Origin of the sequence: Cyanobium gracile PCC 6307 (assembly GCF_000316515.1) — a bacterium.
GTDB lineage: Bacteria > Cyanobacteriota > Cyanobacteriia > PCC-6307 > Cyanobiaceae > Cyanobium > Cyanobium gracile.
Window position 1 is genome coordinate 839,399 of record NC_019675.1, and the last position, 14,515, is coordinate 853,913.

16 protein-coding genes are annotated in these 14,515 nt (G+C 70.7%); 7 read left to right on the forward strand and 9 right to left on the reverse strand.

The window, feature by feature from the left end:
• Window positions 1–51 precede the first annotated feature (51 nt).
• Complete coding sequence (locus CYAGR_RS03850) at window positions 52–285, reverse strand: DUF2811 domain-containing protein (protein ID WP_015108465.1); 234 nt, start codon at window positions 283–285, stop codon at window positions 52–54.
• A gap of 396 nt (window positions 286–681) precedes the next feature.
• Complete coding sequence (locus tag CYAGR_RS03855; RefSeq protein WP_015108466.1) at window positions 682–1,794, reverse strand: sirohydrochlorin chelatase; 1,113 nt, start codon at window positions 1,792–1,794, stop codon at window positions 682–684.
• A gap of 154 nt (window positions 1,795–1,948) precedes the next feature.
• On the opposite strand from CYAGR_RS03855, the gene CYAGR_RS03860 reads away from it, so the two are divergent.
• Window positions 1,949–2,599 (forward strand): ParB-like protein, encoded by a 651-nt coding sequence (locus CYAGR_RS03860; protein ID WP_043325399.1) that lies wholly within the window; start codon window positions 1,949–1,951, stop codon window positions 2,597–2,599.
• 18 nt (window positions 2,600–2,617) lie between these two features.
• On the opposite strand, the gene CYAGR_RS03865 is transcribed toward CYAGR_RS03860, so the two are convergent.
• A complete protein-coding gene (locus tag CYAGR_RS03865; protein ID WP_015108468.1) occupies window positions 2,618–3,925 on the reverse strand; it encodes an aromatic ring-hydroxylating dioxygenase subunit alpha in 1,308 nt (435 codons plus the stop codon).
• 128 nt (window positions 3,926–4,053) lie between these two features.
• On the opposite strand from CYAGR_RS03865, the gene CYAGR_RS03870 reads away from it, so the two are divergent.
• The 4 genes from CYAGR_RS03870 (at window position 4,054) to CYAGR_RS03885 (ending at window position 10,308) form a co-directional block, all read left to right on the forward strand.
• Window positions 4,054–6,138 (forward strand): cation:proton antiporter domain-containing protein, encoded by a 2,085-nt coding sequence (locus CYAGR_RS03870; protein WP_015108469.1) that lies wholly within the window; start codon window positions 4,054–4,056, stop codon window positions 6,136–6,138.
• Window positions 6,139–6,179: 41 nt separating this feature from the next.
• Window positions 6,180–6,626 (forward strand): universal stress protein, encoded by a 447-nt coding sequence (locus CYAGR_RS03875; protein ID WP_015108470.1) that lies wholly within the window; start codon window positions 6,180–6,182, stop codon window positions 6,624–6,626.
• Window positions 6,623–9,502, forward strand: a complete 2,880-nt coding sequence (locus tag CYAGR_RS03880) for a bifunctional acetate--CoA ligase family protein/GNAT family N-acetyltransferase (RefSeq protein WP_015108471.1) — start codon at window positions 6,623–6,625, stop codon at window positions 9,500–9,502. Before CYAGR_RS03875 ends, CYAGR_RS03880 begins: the two co-directional genes overlap by 4 nt.
• 353 nt (window positions 9,503–9,855) lie before the next feature.
• On the forward strand, window positions 9,856–10,308 hold the full coding sequence (locus tag CYAGR_RS03885; RefSeq protein WP_015108473.1) for a hypothetical protein: 453 nt from the start codon (window positions 9,856–9,858) through the stop codon (window positions 10,306–10,308).
• A gap of 9 nt (window positions 10,309–10,317) precedes the next feature.
• Here CYAGR_RS03885 and CYAGR_RS18135 read toward each other — a convergent pair whose 3' ends face one another.
• The 3 genes from CYAGR_RS18135 to CYAGR_RS03900 form a co-directional block, all read right to left on the reverse strand.
• Window positions 10,318–10,833: a hypothetical protein gene (locus tag CYAGR_RS18135; protein WP_015108474.1), complete on the reverse strand. Its 516-nt coding sequence runs from the start codon at window positions 10,831–10,833 to the stop codon at window positions 10,318–10,320.
• Window positions 10,830–11,144, reverse strand: coding sequence for a hypothetical protein (locus CYAGR_RS03895; RefSeq protein WP_015108475.1), 315 nt, complete (start codon window positions 11,142–11,144; stop codon window positions 10,830–10,832). Before CYAGR_RS03895 ends, CYAGR_RS18135 begins: the two co-directional genes overlap by 4 nt.
• A 114-nt stretch (window positions 11,145–11,258) precedes the next feature.
• Complete coding sequence (locus CYAGR_RS03900; protein WP_043325404.1) at window positions 11,259–11,726, reverse strand: hypothetical protein; 468 nt, start codon at window positions 11,724–11,726, stop codon at window positions 11,259–11,261.
• A 245-nt stretch (window positions 11,727–11,971) separates the two neighbouring features.
• On the opposite strand from CYAGR_RS03900, the gene CYAGR_RS16320 reads away from it, so the two are divergent.
• Both CYAGR_RS16320 and CYAGR_RS03910 read left to right on the forward strand, forming a co-directional pair.
• Window positions 11,972–12,346, forward strand: a complete 375-nt coding sequence (locus CYAGR_RS16320; protein ID WP_015108477.1) for a hypothetical protein — start codon at window positions 11,972–11,974, stop codon at window positions 12,344–12,346.
• A 3-nt stretch (window positions 12,347–12,349) separates the two neighbouring features.
• A complete protein-coding gene (locus CYAGR_RS03910) occupies window positions 12,350–13,243 on the forward strand; it encodes a transglutaminase family protein (RefSeq protein WP_015108478.1) in 894 nt (297 codons plus the stop codon).
• Here CYAGR_RS03910 and CYAGR_RS03915 read toward each other — a convergent pair.
• The 3 genes from CYAGR_RS03915 to CYAGR_RS03925 form a co-directional block, all read right to left on the reverse strand.
• On the reverse strand, window positions 13,222–13,434 hold the full coding sequence (locus CYAGR_RS03915; RefSeq protein ID WP_015108479.1) for a hypothetical protein: 213 nt from the start codon (window positions 13,432–13,434) through the stop codon (window positions 13,222–13,224). The two genes, CYAGR_RS03910 and CYAGR_RS03915, sit on opposite strands and share 22 nt — an antisense overlap.
• Window positions 13,435–13,623: 189 nt before the next feature.
• Window positions 13,624–13,962, reverse strand: coding sequence for an RNA recognition motif domain-containing protein (locus CYAGR_RS03920; RefSeq protein ID WP_015108480.1), 339 nt, complete (start codon window positions 13,960–13,962; stop codon window positions 13,624–13,626).
• A 220-nt stretch (window positions 13,963–14,182) separates the two neighbouring features.
• Window positions 14,183–14,509 (reverse strand): hypothetical protein, encoded by a 327-nt coding sequence (locus tag CYAGR_RS03925; protein ID WP_015108481.1) that lies wholly within the window; start codon window positions 14,507–14,509, stop codon window positions 14,183–14,185.
• Between the last annotated feature and the right edge of the window lie 6 nt (window positions 14,510–14,515).

Here is a 14,515-nt window from a genome sequence, read left to right on the forward strand (position 1 = left end):
TGGTCCGTGCGATCGTCTTCGTGCGCTCCATCGGCCTGGCCCCTCCAGACCTCAGGGCTTCTGGAACAGGCCGTCGAGGTAGTGCTGGGAGACCACGGGCTCCTGGCAGCCGTTCTGGAACAGGAAGCCGGCCAGGGCGGAGGTGATGACGCTGTACTGGTCCCAGTGCGGGTGGGCGTCGATGAACTCGCGCATGCCGGCGTAGAGCACCTCCGGCACCTCGGCTTCCAGGCTCACACTCGCCTCGTCGCCGCCGCACCCCGGGTGCTCAGGATCCATGGCCATGCTGCTGGGATTCCGCTGAGTTCGCTCCAAGTACGCCACAGGCGATGGCCGGCGTCAAAATCCGGCCGCGGCGTGGCCCCGTCAGGGGCATGGGATGAGACTCGCGGCCCCGGCTGGGCTGCGGGCGAGGTGTTGCAGAACACGGGAGCGGCGGACCGCCAGCGGCGGACGCTGTCAAGGCTGTTCCAAGCCATCCATGACTTTCCCCAGCCCTGACGTCCCGAAGCGGCCAGAAGGCCGAGATCTGTGGAAAAGTGCCGCAAAACGGGGGAAAACGGCGCACCGGTGGGGGAAACCCCCGAACCATCGGAACAAGTGATCAGAACTCAGTCTCTCTGGACGCAGAGAGAGATGAGACCGGCGAGGATGGCGCCCCTGGCGTGGGTGCCCCGTTGGTCAGTCGCTCGGCCGCCGCAGGGTGCGGGGACCCAGCGGGTGGTCGGCATGGGGATAGACAGGGTGGTGGTGGTGATGGCCCTCCTGGCCGTGGCCTTGGCCAGCCCCCCCCAGCGGCACGGGCACGCCGTCGGGCTGGCAGGCACCGGTGCATTCCCGCTCGCAGAGGTTGCAGCTCTCCACCAGCCCCTCGACATGGTGGTGGTGGCTGTGCTGGGGCGCCCCCACCTCCCGCTCGAATCCGAGCACCTGGGCCCGGTACTTGCAGAGCGAGCAGTTCATGGCCACATCGCCCCCCAGCACCTCGGTGACCCGCTCCCGGAAGGTGTCCAGCACCAGGGGATGGTCGCCCAGGTAGCCGGCCTGGACCAGCTCCAGCGCGGGATGGTCGGCGGCCACCCGCTCGCTGTGCTGGCGGATCCGGCTCACCAGCACCCCGGAGAACAGGAAGTACGGGAAGACGACGATGCGCTGGAAGCCGAGCTTGACGGCCTGGCGCAGGCCCGGCTCCACCAGGGGAAAGGTGACACCGGAATAGAGGGTCTCCCCCCAGCCGAAGCCGAAGCCCTCCACCAGCATCCGGGTCACCTTGGCCACGTTGGAGTTGGCATCCGGATCGGAGGAGCCACGCCCCACCACCGCCAGCAGGGTGTCGTGCAGCGGCACGGGGCTGCGGCCGGCCGCGAGGGCGTCGGCATCGGCGCGCTCGAGGGCGGCGCGGATGCGGGCGGCCGCGGCCTGGATCATCTTGAGGTCCACCCCGAGCTCCCGGCCGTAGTCGATGCGCAGCCCGGTCTCGGCGGCGTAGGTGTTGAGCACCGAGGGGATGTCGTTCTTGGCGTGGCCGGCGGCGAACAGCATCGCCGGCACGGCCAGCACGTGCCGCACCCCGCGCTGGCGCAGGGCGTCCAGGCCGTCGCGCAGGATCGGCCGGGCGAATTCCAGGTAGCCGTGGTCCACGGGCACCGGGGCGAGGTGGTGCTGGAGCTGGTGGGCCAGGGAGGCGAATTCGGACACCGCCAGACGGTTGCGGCTGCCGTGGCCACAGACCAGCACCCCGATCGGGCCGTGGGGTCCCTCCGGAGCGATGGCTCGGTCAGGGGCGGTGGTCATGGACATCCGTGGCTGGATTGACCCTATTCCCGGGGGTGACACCGGCCAGGGGATCCTGCACCAGATCGGCCTGGGCACGGTCCTCTCCCAGGGCTGAGCCCCGGCGATGGGCTTCGGCGCGGAGCGGTCAGGATGGGTTCAGCCACCGGCACCCATGAGCCTGCACCTGCCCCCGTACCGGCCCCTGCCCCCACCGGGTCCGAAGGCGGACCTGCTCAGCGTCGCCATCGCCGATCTGCGGCCCACCCAGATGTGCGTGGGCCTGGCCGAGGTGCGCAGCCGCCAACAGGACTTCTCCCTGGAGACGGCGGAGCAGCGCCTGCGCTACCTGCGCGGCAAACCCGTTCCCCTCGTGCGCGGAGCGGGCGACGCCCTCTGGATGGTCGACCGCCATCACCGCCTGCGGGGACTGATCGAGCTGGATCCCGGCGCCATGGCCTACGGCTACCTGGTGCTCGATCGGCCGGCCGATCCGCCCCAGGCGGTGCTCGCCGAACTGCAGGCCCGGGGCTGGCTGTACCTCTACGACGGCCGCGGCCATGGCCCCCTGGTCCCGTCGGCCCTGCCGCAACGCCTGCCGGAGCTGCAGGACGACCCCTACCGCTCCCTCGTTTGGAGACTGAAGAAGGAGGGCATGATCGAGCCGGCCCCCCTGATCCCCTTCCACGAATTCCGCTGGGGAGCCTGGCTGCGCAGCCGCCCCCTGCCCCCCTTCAGCTCCGCCAATCTGGCCCCGGCCCTGGCGGCCGCCCGTTCCCTGGTGCGCTCCAGGGCCGCCTCCCACCTGGCCGGCTGGAAAGGCTGAATCGCCGCTCCCGGACCCTCAGTCGGGCCGGTTGCGGGGCGGTTCGCCATCCCCGGCCAGCAGCAGACGTTCCCAGCGATCGAAGCGCCGGGCCAGCAGCACCGCGGCCCCCGCCAGCAGCAGGGCCGCGACCAGCACCGTTGGCGTCCGCCACCAGGTGATCGCCAGCAGGGCCAGCCAGGGGATGGCCTGCACCAGTGGCCGCCAGCGCCGCAGCCCCTCCAGGGCCCCGCGGCAGGAGGCGCAGTGGCGACCATGGCTCTCCCAGCGGTCCATCAGCGCCGCCCGATCGAAGCGGGGGGGCAGGGGCTGGCCGGGGAAGGGGTCGCCGTCGTGGGCGTTGACCCAGTCGTGCAGGGCCTTCACGTAGACATCGGCGCCGGTGGCCAGGAAGAACGCCCGCTCGGCCCCGCCGCTGCGGCCCCGCTGCTCCAGCACCCGTTCCTGCCAGTGCAGGAACACCTGGTCGTCCTCCAGCACGGTGTGGTTGGCGATGTGCTGCAGCCACCGGGGCCGCAGACCCAGCAGCAGGGGAGGCAGCCGGGACTCGAACTGGAAGGGGAAGCGGGCGAACAGGCGGCACTCACCGCGGCGGATCGGCGTGGCGTAGACCACCGTGAGGATGCGGGCGAAGCTGGGCGCCGTGAGGTCGTGCCACATCAGGCCGGGGGCGGCGTAGGTGGTGGACTGGCTGCCGAGCTTGCCCCGGCGGGGCCCCTCCTCCCACAGGGCGGTGAACCCCTCCGGACCGGAGCTGGTGATCGTCGCCACCACCGGGGCGGCGTTCTCCCGCTTGCCCACCGTGCGGTGGTGGGTGAAGGGCACGTGGCTCACATCGAGCACGTTCTCCAGCAGGGTGAGGGCATCCATCGGCAGGTCCCGGAAGGTGTCCTGCACGAACCAGCCCGGCTCCTCCAGCACCGGCACCAGGGGCAGGGGCACCGCCGCGGCGTCGGCCTCCTCCCCGGCGAACACGAACAGCAGTCCCTGGGCCTCGGCGGTGGCGTAGGCGCGGCAGCGGGATCGCACGGCGCTGGGGCTCGCCCCCGGCTCGGCCTGGGGGATGGCGGTGCAGTGGCCGTCACCGGCGAAACTCCAGCCATGGTAAGGGCACTCGAGCTCGCCCCCGGCATTGATGCGCCCCTGGCTCAGGGGCACGAGCCGGTGCGGGCAGACATCGGCGAAGGCGCGCCAGAGCTGGCCGGCGCGGTCCCACCAGAGGACCAGGTCCTCATCGAGGAGGGTGAAGGCGGTGGGCCTGGCGGGATCGAGATCCCGCAGGTAGGCGACCGGAAACCAGTGCTGGCGCCAGGCGGACTGCGTCATGGTGCCGATTCTGGTGGCGGGCGCGGGCGGGTGCGGGCCCGTTACGAGACGACGCGGGCAGGGCGACCGCCGGCGGCGCCGCTCTTAGGACGGCCTGGAGGACCACCCTGCCGTCCCTCCCGATTCCCGTGGGCACCTTCCTGGCCGGCAATCCCCTGGCGATCTTCGCTCTGCTGCTGGTGCTGAGCGTGGTGGTGCCCCCCCTGGTGCGGCCGCTGCGGCTGCCCGATCTGGTGGGGCTGCTGGCGGCGGGGGTGGCGATCGGTCCCCACGGCCTGGGCTGGCTCGTGTCGACCAGCGAGACCGTGCGGCTGCTCTCGGACGTGGGGGTGATCTACCTGCTGTTCATCGCCGGGCTGGAGATCGACCTGGGGGAGTTCCGGCGGATCCGGGCCCGGTCCTTCCGCTTCGGGCTGCTCACCTTCACCCTGCCGATGCTGGCCGGAACGATGCTGGGGTTTGCCTACGGCTACCCGGCGGTGAGCGCCGTGCTGATCGGCTCGATCCTGGCCTCCCACACCCCCCTGGGGTACCCGATCGTGCGCAGCTTCGGCGCCATGCGGGAGGAGTGCGTCACGGTGGCGATCGGCGGCACGATCTTCACCGACATCGCCGCCCTGGTGGTGCTGGCCCTCTGCGTCAGCCTGGGACGGGGGCAGTTGAGCGCTGAGGGGGTGGTGGGCCTGCTGCTCAAGGTGGCCGTCTACGCCGCCGCCGTGCTGCTGCTGATCCGCTGGCTGGGCCGGGGCCTGATCCGCCGCAGCGTCGATGGCGACAGCCGTCTGTTCGTGGCGGTGCTGCTGGCCCTGTTCCTGGCGGCGGTGGGGGCGGAGCTGGCCGGCGTGGAGAAGATCGTCGGCGCCTTCCTCGCCGGCCTGGCCGTGAACGGCGTGCTGCCGGACGGCCGCGTCAAGGAGCAGGTGGTGGTGGTGGGGGCGAGCCTGTTCATCCCCCTGTTCTTCATCGATCTGGGCCTGCTGCTGGATGTGCCGGTGTTCCTGAGCACCATGACGGGCTCGGCCTTCGCCATTGCCCTGATCCTGAGCCTGATCGCCAGCAAGGGGCTGGCCTCCTGGTGGTCGGGTCTGCTCTACCGCTACGACGGGCCCCAGATGCTCACCCTCTGGTCGCTGTCGCTGCCCCAGGTGGCCGCCACCCTGGCCGCCACCTACGTGGGGTTCCGCCAGGGCCTGCTGGATGAGCGGATGCTCAACAGCGTGCTGGCCCTGATGGTGGTGACGGCGACCCTGGGGCCGATCCTGACCACGGTGGCGATGACCCGGATGGCCAGCCGCCGCTCCCGGGAGCTCAGCGTGCAGGAGAGCGGCCAGCTGGCCCTGGTGCGACGGGCCCTGCGCGTGCTGGTGCCGGTCAGCGACGCCAGGAGCGAGGGGTTCCTGCTGGCCCTGGCGGGGCGCCTGATCGACGGCGAGGCGGGCCGCCAGGGCCTGGTGCTGCCTCTGGCGGTGGTGTCGCCCCGCCAGGCCGGGGCGGGGCGCGGCCCCCATCCCCCCGTCGTGCACCGGGCCCTGGCGGCGGGGCGGCAGCGGCTGGAGCGGGCCGATGTCTGCACCGCGGCGGCGGGGGTGCCCAGCCGCTCCCTCCTACGGGTCGATAACGACATCCCGGGCGGCATCGCCCGGACGGCCCTGGAGCAGGGGGCCGACCTGGTGCTGGTCGGGGTGGCGAGCGGCCCCCGGCTGGGGCGCTGGCTGTTCGGCGATCTGGTGGCTGCCATCTGCCGTCAGGCCCACTGCCCGGTGGTGATGGCCCGGCTGGGGGAGGATCCGACCGGCTTCCGGCGGCTGCTCGTGCCGGTGAAGGACCTCTCCGCCGGCGCCCTGGAGCAGTTCCAGCTGGCGGAGCGGCTGCTGAGCGCCTGCCCGCCCGGGGAGGGGGCCGCCATCACGCTGCTGCATGTGCATGAACCCTGGCTGGCCCAGGCGGAGCGGGAGCGGCTGACCCGCCAGCTCCAGGCCTGGGTCCCGTCCCCCGCCAGGGCCGGTGGGGCCGTGCCGGTGACGGTGGAGCTCATGGCCGATGGGAACGTGACCGACGCGATCGAGCGCAGCAGCGAGAGCCACGATCTGGTGATCCTGCGCTCCCTGCGGCGCCTGGTGGAGGGCCTGCCGATTCCCGCCAGCGACCAGGCCACCGGGCTGCTGCGGCGGCTGGCCTGTTCGGTCCTGGTGATCAGCGATCCCCTGCACTGATCTGGGGCCATGAGTAGACAGAGGGGAGACCCCCAGCTCCCATGCCCTACAGCCACCTCCTGGTTCCCAGCGACGGATCCGACCTCTCGATGCAGGCCGTGCGCCATGCCGTGGCTCTGGCCGCGGCCCTGGGGGCCCGTATCACCTTCTTCCATGCCCAGGCCAGCGTGCCGGTGCAGGTGGTGGGGCTCGGCGAGATGCTCGATGCCACCACGATGGAGGCCCTGATGAGCGCCAGCCGCAAGGACGTGGAGCGGATCCTGGAGGAGTCCCTGGCGGTGGCCCGGCAGGCCGGCGTCCGCGCCGATGGCGAGAAGGTGATGAGCGACCTGCCCCACCAGGCCATCGTCGAGGCCGCCACCCGGCTGGGATGCGATCTGATACTGATGGCCTCCCACGGCCGCCGCGGCCTGGTGGGGATGCTGATCGGCAGCGAGACCCAGCGGGTGCTGGTCCAGTCCCCCTGTCCGGTCCTGGTGTATCGATGAGTGCGCTCGCCTCCGCTGGGGGCGACGGCGCCTCCGATCGGGCCTACGACATCCTGCGCTCCCAGCACCAGCCGCTGGCGGCGCTCTTCTCCCCCCGCAGCGTGGCAGTGATCGGCGCCTCCGACCGGCCGGGCAGCGTCGGCCGGGGGGTGCTCTGGAACCTGATCAGCCATCCCTTCGGCGGCACCGTCTACCCCGTCAATCCGAAGCGGGCCAGTGTGCTGGGGATCCGGGCCTACGCCACGGTGGCGGAGGTGCCCGAGGCGGTGGATCTGGCGGTGATCGCCACCCCGGCCGCCACGGTGCCGGCCCTGATCGAGGCCTGTGCGGCGGCGGGGGTGAAGGGGGTGATCGTGCTGTCGGCAGGCTTCCGGGAAATCGGCGCCGAGGGCATGGCCCTGGAGGCCCGCATCCGCGATGGCCTGCGCCGTTCCGGCATGCGGCTGGTCGGGCCCAACTGCCTGGGGCTGATGAATCCCCGCTCCGGCCTCAACGCCACCTTTGCCGGCACCTTCGCCCGACCCGGCCATGTGGGCTTCCTGAGCCAGTCGGGGGCGATCTGCACCGCCGTCCTCGACTGGAGCCTGCAGGAGAACGTGGGATTCAGCGCCTTCGTCTCGATGGGCTCGATGCTCGATGTGGACTGGGGGGATCTGATCACCTTCCTGGGAGACGACCCGGAGACCCACAGCATCGTTATTTATATGGAGTCGATCGGGGACCCCCGTTCATTCCTCTCAGCGGCGCGGGAGGTGGCCCTCACCAAGCCGATCGTGGTGATCAAGGCCGGGCGCACGGCGGAGGCGGCCCAGGCGGCGGCCTCCCACACCGGCGCCCTGACCGGAAGCGACGCCGTGCTCGATGCCGCCTTCCGACGCTGCGGCGTGCTCCGGGTGGACAGCATCGCCGACCTCTTCGACCTGGCCGAAGTGCTCTCCAAGCAGCGCCGCCGGCCCCTTGGGCCGCGGCTGACGATCCTCACCAATGCCGGCGGACCGGGCGTGCTCGCCACCGACGCCCTGGTGCGCCACGGCGGCGCCCTGGCCAGCCTGCCGCCGGCGACCCTGGCGGCCCTCGATGCCGTGCTGCCGGAGCACTGGAGCCGGGCCAACCCGATCGACATCCTCGGGGACGCCGATCCGGGGCGCTACGACACAGCCATCCGCCTGGCCCTGGAGAACCCCGACAGCGACGGTCTGCTGGTGGTGCTCACCCCCCAGGCCATGACCGACCCCACCGGCACGGCCGAACGGCTGGTGGCCCTGGCGGCGACCACCACCAAGCCCCTGCTGGCCAGCTGGATGGGGGGCCGGGACGTGGCGGTGGGGGAGCGCCTGCTCAATGCCGCCGGCATCGCCACTTACCGCTACCCGGATGCGGCGGTGCAGCTGTTCGATGCCATGTGGCGCTACAGCGACAACCTTCGCGCCCTCTACGAAACGCCGGCCCTGGTACCGGAAACGGAGGCAGCGGTGGCGTCCGGTGCTGGCGAGTCCCAAGCCGACCGCCGGCGGGTGGAGGAGCTGCTGGCCGCGGTCCGGGCCGAGGGGCGCACCCTGCTCAACGAATGGGAAGCCAAGCAGGTACTGACGGCCTACGGCATTCCCACGGTTCCCACCCACATGGCCGTCAGTGCCGAGGCGGCCACGGCCGCCGCCGAGGCCATGGGCTACCCGGTGGTGGTGAAGCTGCTCTCCGCTGAACTCACCCACAAGAGCGACGTCGGCGGGGTCCAACTCAACCTGCCCAATGGGGAGGCGGTGGCCCAGGCCTACCGGACCATGGAGGGGGCGATCGTCGCCCGGCATGGGGCGAGCGCCTTCGGCGGGGTGACCGTCCAGCCGATGCTGGAACTGACCGGGACCTACGAACTGATCGTCGGCAGCAGCATCGACCCCCAGTTCGGGCCGGTGATCCTGTTCGGCACCGGCGGCCTGCTGGTGGAGGTTTTCCGGGACAGTGCCGTGGCCCTGCCGCCGCTGAACACCACCCTGGCCCGGCGGCTGATGGAACGCACCCGGATCTACGCGGCGCTGGAGGGGGTGCGGGGACGGGCGCCGGTGGATCTGGCGGCGCTGGAACGGCTGCTGGTGCGCCTGAGCCGGTTGGTGCTGGAGCACCCGGCCATCCTCGAACTCGACATCAATCCGCTCCGGGTGGCGCCGGGGGACGGGGAAGGAGCCCTGGTGGCCCTTGATGCCCGGGTGCTGCTGCAGGCGTCCTCCGGGGCCACCTGCTTCAGCCCCAGGCCGGCGATCCGGCCCTACCCGAGCGAATACGTGCGCGAATGGCACCTGCCGGACGGCTCAGCGGTGACCCTCCGGCCGATCCGCCCGGAGGACGAACCTCTGGTGGTGGCGTTCCACCGCACCCTTTCGGAGCAGAGCGTCTACTTCCGCTACTTCCATCTGATGACCCTGGGCCACAGGATCGCCCACGAGCGGCTAACCCGCATCTGTTTCACCGACTACGACCGGGAGATGGCCCTGGTGGCGGAGCGGGCGGGGGAGAACGGGGCAGTGGCCGAGCTGCTGGGGGTGGGGCGGCTCAGCCGGATCCACGACGAGAACGCGGCCGAATTCGCCATGCTGATCGCCGATCCGTGGCAGCGGCAGGGGCTCGGCACCGCCCTGCTGGGTCTGCTGTTGGAGATCGGCCGCCAGGAGGGACTGGAGCGGATCAGCGCCGAGATCCTGCACGAGAACCGGGGCATGCAGCACGTGTGCCGGAAGCTGGGCTTCCAGCTCCGGCCCACGGCCGAATGCGTGCACGCCGAGATCAGCCTCCTGGAGCCGGGCGCCGTTGCGCCGGAACGGACCGGGACGGTGCCGCCAGCCGGTGCATCTGCCAGGCCCGCTGCAGATCCACCCGCGTGACGTGGTAACCCAGGCGGCGGGCGGCCAGGATCAGCTCCGGGCATGAGCGGCAATGGCGCAACCCGCGGCGGATCACCTCATCCGTCTCGGCCTCATCGACGAGGCGCTCCAGTTCGCTCCAGCTCATCGGGTTCTCCCACCCTCCCGTTCACGCTGGCAACGGCGGGGCGATCCGGCCAGGGGTCGTACAACAAGCGATGCACTGAACACCGCCAGTGGGGCAGAGGCCGTGGCTGCGGCCGTAGTCGCATCCTGTCGGACATCGGCCGCCAGCCGTTCATGGATCGGTCACATCGGTTCGCTTGATTGATGTCAGCCCCACCTCAGGGGTCGCTCCTCACAACGCGAACACCATGAACACCTTCCTTCGTCAGGGGTCCCGCCGTCTCGCGGGCCTGCTGGGCACCACCGGCGTCCTGGCCCTGGTCGCCGCTCCCCTGGAGGCCTGGGCCGGTCCCTGGGGCCCGTCCGGCGCTCCCCGTCAGGTCGACAGCCGCCGTGTTCCCTATCCCGTGCAGACCCTGCCCAGCCCCTCCTCCTACGGCGACGGCTACGGCGGCGGCTACCGCGCCGACTATGACGTCGACCGCTACCGGGCCAACCTGCCGGTGGCCCCCGACTACATCCAGGCCCAGACGGCCCAGCGCTGCAACGTCGGCCGACTGGTGGGCGGCATCATCGGCGGTGGCCTGGGGTACGCCGCCTCCCGCCAGGACGGCCGCACTTGGGCCGTGCCACTCGGGGCCCTGCTGGGTCAGCAGATGGGCTGCAGCATCGGCGCCCAGCGGGCTCCCCTGCCCTGGTGAGCCCCCGGCTCAGGAAGCGGTCCCGAAGGCCACCTGACAGGCGGCATTGAGGAGTTCCGCTTCCTGGGCATTCCCCGGCACCTGACCGTTCAGCAAGCCCGACTGACAGTCGGCCGACAGCTGATAAACGCTGCCGTTGGCGCTGACGTCAAAGGCCACGGTGCTGGTGCCGGTCGGCTGGACCGTGCCGAACAGCAACTGGTACTCGGTGTTGGGCACCACGATCACCGTCTGGCTGCTGGCCACTGCGGCGTCGACAGCACTGTTGATGATGGAGGCCGTCGCCAGGGTGGCCACACCCCAGGTGGCGGCCCGGGCCCCCCACCACCCCCAGGACGGGGTGGCCCAGCCGCCATACCAGCCGTGGTTCCAGGGCCTGGCCATGCCCCAGCCGGGACGGGCCCAGCCGGGCCGCACGCCGATGGCGTTGACATTGACAGCGCGGTTCCAGTTGCGGTTGACGTTGACGTTCCGGTTGAGACTGGCGTTGCGGTTGATGGTTCCGGCCCCGCCAACCCTGTTCACACCCGGTGTCCCAACCCCTCCAGGACGGTTGAGGCCAGGGGTTCCAACGCCCCCAGGGCGATTGAGGCCTGCTGCTCCAACCCCACCAGGTCGTGCCACGGGACCAGCCAGTGAGGGACGACCCATCCCGCCGGCGGCACCGCCGCTCCAGCCACCGGCGGGTCGGGCCGCACCGCGGTTGAGACCACCGGCGCCGCCGGAACCCTGGAAACCACTGTGGGCCCTGGCCGCACCGCCAGCGCGTGCCCCACCTGCGGCTCTGCCAGCTCCAGCGGCCCTGCCGCCACCACCACCTCGGCCCCCCCCGCCACCGCGGGCGATCAGCTGCGGAGTGAGCGAGGAAGCAGACGTCTCCAGGGCCAGGGCAGCCCCGACCGGGGAGGCGATCACACCGGCCATCAACAGAGCGAATCCAGCGAGGGTTTTCATTTCAGCAGCAGCGCGCAGGCGTCGTCGTAGCAGCTGGCGTCCACCCGGCCGTCAGCGCCGAAATGCACCATCACCAGATCACGGCCCTGGAGGCGGGTGTTGGCGCGATCCTGCCGGACGCTGTTGAGGTAGTTGGGGTTGACCACGCAGAGGTCCTTGCCGTTGAAGCAGACCGTGTTGGTGGAGAAACGGGCCGAGGCCCCCCGCAGGGGCCGCCAGTTGCGGATGTCGTGGGCCCAGATCGCCATGGTCACCGGCTCCGAGGTGATGCGGACCGTTTCGACGCCGGTTCCGATGCGATGGCGGTAGAGGGTGGCCCCGCCGCTGTCCACCGCCTCCACGGTGCAGGGCACAGGGGCGGCGCCCTTCAGCGCGCACTGGGTCGCCAGCCTGTAGAGCACCGTGGCGGAGGGATCCTGCTGGGCCAGGCTCGCCGGCGCGACGGCCAGGAGCCCTGCGGCCATCAGGCCGGCCGCAGGGCTGATCCCCGCCGGGATCGGGCACCGGGCTCGGCGGCCTGTGGGATGAACGCTGGGGCGAAGGGGGTTACGGCGGAGATGCATGGGACGGGCGGGCAGCGGCAGGCGCCGATGGCTGGGTAGCGATGAACACATCGTGGCCATGGGGGGCCGGGGCTGGCAACAATCGATCGCTGATGCTCCCCAGGCCCGACCTCGCTAGCGTTGTACAAGCCACAGACAAACCATCGATGGCCGTTCTCAACCGCTGCGCGATCGCGGTGGCCCCCCGGCAGCCGATGGTGGACTGGACCCGGCCCTTCTGGACCCGCGAGGACATGGAGGGGCTGGGGGAGGACCACAGCCTCTACCTGATCCCCACCTACGACAACGAGCTGGAAGCCCAGGACCGGCTGCTGGACAGCTACGGGGACATCTTCGCCGCCGAGCTCGACCTCTGGTGCCGCGACCGCAGCCGCTGGCCCCATCCCCGCAGCCTCGAACTCTTCGAGGCCTGGTTCTCGGTCCGCTTCTTCCCCCTCGTCGAGGACCTGGACACGGCGCCGCTGCACACCTACGTCATCGATGACGACCTCCAGGACGTCCTGCGCGGGGCCATGGGCTGAACGATGTTCTTCCGCATCCACCACCGTCTCAGCTACACCTACGAGCGTCCCGTCTTCCTGGAGCCGATGGCCCTGCGGCTCACACCCCGCCAGGACGGCAGCCAGAGGATCCTTGAGCACCAGTTGCGGCTGGAGGAGGCTCCGGCGGGCCTGAGCCGGGTGCTCGAGCCCGATGGCACCGACGCGATGGTGGCCTGGTTCCAGCAGGAGCGCGACCAGCTCACGATCACGGTGGACATGCTGGTGGAGACCCTGCGCTGCAACCCCTTCGACTGGATCGTCACCCACCGTGGGGCCCAGCAGCTGCCGGTGACCTACCCGGAAGCGGAGGCCCGCTCTCTGGCGGGCTGTCTGCAGGATCGGACTGACTCCAGCGTGCGCGACTGGGCCCAGGCCATCGCCGACGGGGTCGACCGGTCGGCCACCGCCTTCCTCAGCGCCCTCGCCGATGGGATCCATCACGGGTTTCACCATGTCGGCCGGCTGGAAGGGGAACCCACCGATGCGGCCCAGACGCTGCGCACGCGCACCGGAGCCTGCCGGGACACCGCCATGCTCTTTGTGGCGGCCTGCCGCAGTCAGGGACTGGCGGCCCGCTTCGTGAGCGGCTATTCGATGCACCATCCCCCCGAGGTGAGCGAGCACGAACTGCACGCCTGGGCGGAGGTCTACCTGCCCGGAGGGGGGTGGAGGGGATTCGACCCCAGCCTGGGTCTGGCGGTGGCCGACGGCCACGTCATCCTGGCCGCCGCGCCTGACCATCACCTGGCGGCGCCGGTCAGCGGCCGCTACCGCGGCACCGGAGTGGGCTCCAGCCTGGCCTACCTGATCCGCCTGCAGGCCACCGAGGAGCTCCGGGAGCTCGGGGCTCCGCCTCAGCCGATGATCCCGAGCTGAAGCCAGCAGCCGGCGGGCGCCAGCTTCTCGACCACCACCGGGGCCTGGTGGGTGAGCACCAGGCTGTGGGCGTACCGCTCGGCCTCGTCGCGGTGGTCGAAGGTGGGGCCGATCACCTCGCTGGGCACGGTGGTCTCGTTCTGGTCAGCGGGTCGGACCCGGTAACGGCCGCGAGGGCTTGCATCACTCATGGGCCCAATCTGCTCCCCGCCCAAGCCAACGGGCCCCAGCAGCAGAGTGTCTTTCGATCCGTGCCGGACTCCCCACACGCGCCACCCCCGGCGGGCCGGAACCGTAGACAAAAAAAACCGCCCCCGGAGACCCAGGGGCAGTGAGAAGGGAACCGGATCCCGCCGGGGACCGGTGATCCGGCAATGACTTCAGTAGCGGCTGCGGCCACCGCCGCCGCCGTAGCCACCGCCGCCGCCGCCGTAGCCGCCGCCGCCACCGGAGCGACCACCGCCGCCACCGCCACCGGTGCGGGGCTCGGCCTTGTTGACGCGGATGCTGCGACCCATCCACTCCACATCCTGGAGATCATCGATGGCCTTGGTCTCGTCGGCGTCGTTGGTCATCTCGACGAACGCAAAACCGCGCTTGCGACCCGTGTCGCGATCGAGGGGAAGGGTGCACTGGCGAAGTTCGCCGTACTGGGCAAAAAGGTTCTTCACGTCTTCCACTTCGGCGTCGAAGGAAAGATTTCCGATGTAGATGGTCATGAACCTGAAAAAAACTATGAACCGATCCTTCGACAGCCCTTTTAGTAAGTGATGAGCTCGCTGGAGAGAAATCTTGGAATCTTCCCTACCTTACAGCCCCCGCGGGCCGGAACCCTCCGTGCGCGCGGGTCGGGAAGCCCGTCCGGGTGGCGGCAGCGACCAGATGCAGGCGGGGGAGGCGATCCCAGCGGAGCCGTGCAGCGGAAGTGCGGCATCCGCCTCACATGCGCGACATCGCCGTGATCTTGTTGAGCTTGTCCCGCTCGAGTCCTTCGAGCTCCTCGACCTGCAGCAGGCCATCCTTCACCAGGCTGGCGAAGACGAACAGCAAGCCGGGGAGGCGGAAATCGAAACGCCCTTCGATTTCATGGCGCTGGATGCTGAGAAAATCATGAAGTTTCCAGCATTCCTCGACGCTGTCCATGCGGCTGGCATGGGCCTGGACGGCCCGGATGATCCCGATCGCGGCTCTGGAGTGGGCCTTGTCGAAGGCGCGGCGTGCCACCTGCTGCTCCTGATCCGTCCACTCCAGCACCGCACTCACCATGGGTCT

Bases quoted from the DNA above. Each gene is read 5' to 3' on its own strand.
- CYAGR_RS03850 (WP_015108465.1), bottom strand. From the start codon at position 285: ATGGCCATGGATCCTGAGCACCCGGGGTGCGGCGGCGACGAGGCGAGT.
- CYAGR_RS03855 (WP_015108466.1), bottom strand. From the start codon at position 1,794: ATGACCACCGCCCCTGACCGAGCCATCGCTCCGGAGGGACCCCACGGC.
- CYAGR_RS03860 (WP_043325399.1), top strand. From the start codon at position 1,949: ATGAGCCTGCACCTGCCCCCGTACCGGCCCCTGCCCCCACCGGGTCCG.
- CYAGR_RS03865 (WP_015108468.1), bottom strand. From the start codon at position 3,925: ATGACGCAGTCCGCCTGGCGCCAGCACTGGTTTCCGGTCGCCTACCTG.
- CYAGR_RS03875 (WP_015108470.1), top strand. From the start codon at position 6,180: ATGCCCTACAGCCACCTCCTGGTTCCCAGCGACGGATCCGACCTCTCG.
- CYAGR_RS03880 (WP_015108471.1), top strand. From the start codon at position 6,623: ATGAGTGCGCTCGCCTCCGCTGGGGGCGACGGCGCCTCCGATCGGGCC.
- CYAGR_RS03885 (WP_015108473.1), top strand. From the start codon at position 9,856: ATGAACACCTTCCTTCGTCAGGGGTCCCGCCGTCTCGCGGGCCTGCTG.
- CYAGR_RS03900 (WP_043325404.1), bottom strand. From the start codon at position 11,726: ATGGCCGCAGGGCTCCTGGCCGTCGCGCCGGCGAGCCTGGCCCAGCAG.
- CYAGR_RS16320 (WP_015108477.1), top strand. From the start codon at position 11,972: ATGGCCGTTCTCAACCGCTGCGCGATCGCGGTGGCCCCCCGGCAGCCG.
- CYAGR_RS03910 (WP_015108478.1), top strand. From the start codon at position 12,350: ATGTTCTTCCGCATCCACCACCGTCTCAGCTACACCTACGAGCGTCCC.
- CYAGR_RS03915 (WP_015108479.1), bottom strand. From the start codon at position 13,434: ATGAGTGATGCAAGCCCTCGCGGCCGTTACCGGGTCCGACCCGCTGAC.
- CYAGR_RS03920 (WP_015108480.1), bottom strand. From the start codon at position 13,962: ATGACCATCTACATCGGAAATCTTTCCTTCGACGCCGAAGTGGAAGAC.
- CYAGR_RS03925 (WP_015108481.1), bottom strand. From the start codon at position 14,509: ATGGTGAGTGCGGTGCTGGAGTGGACGGATCAGGAGCAGCAGGTGGCA.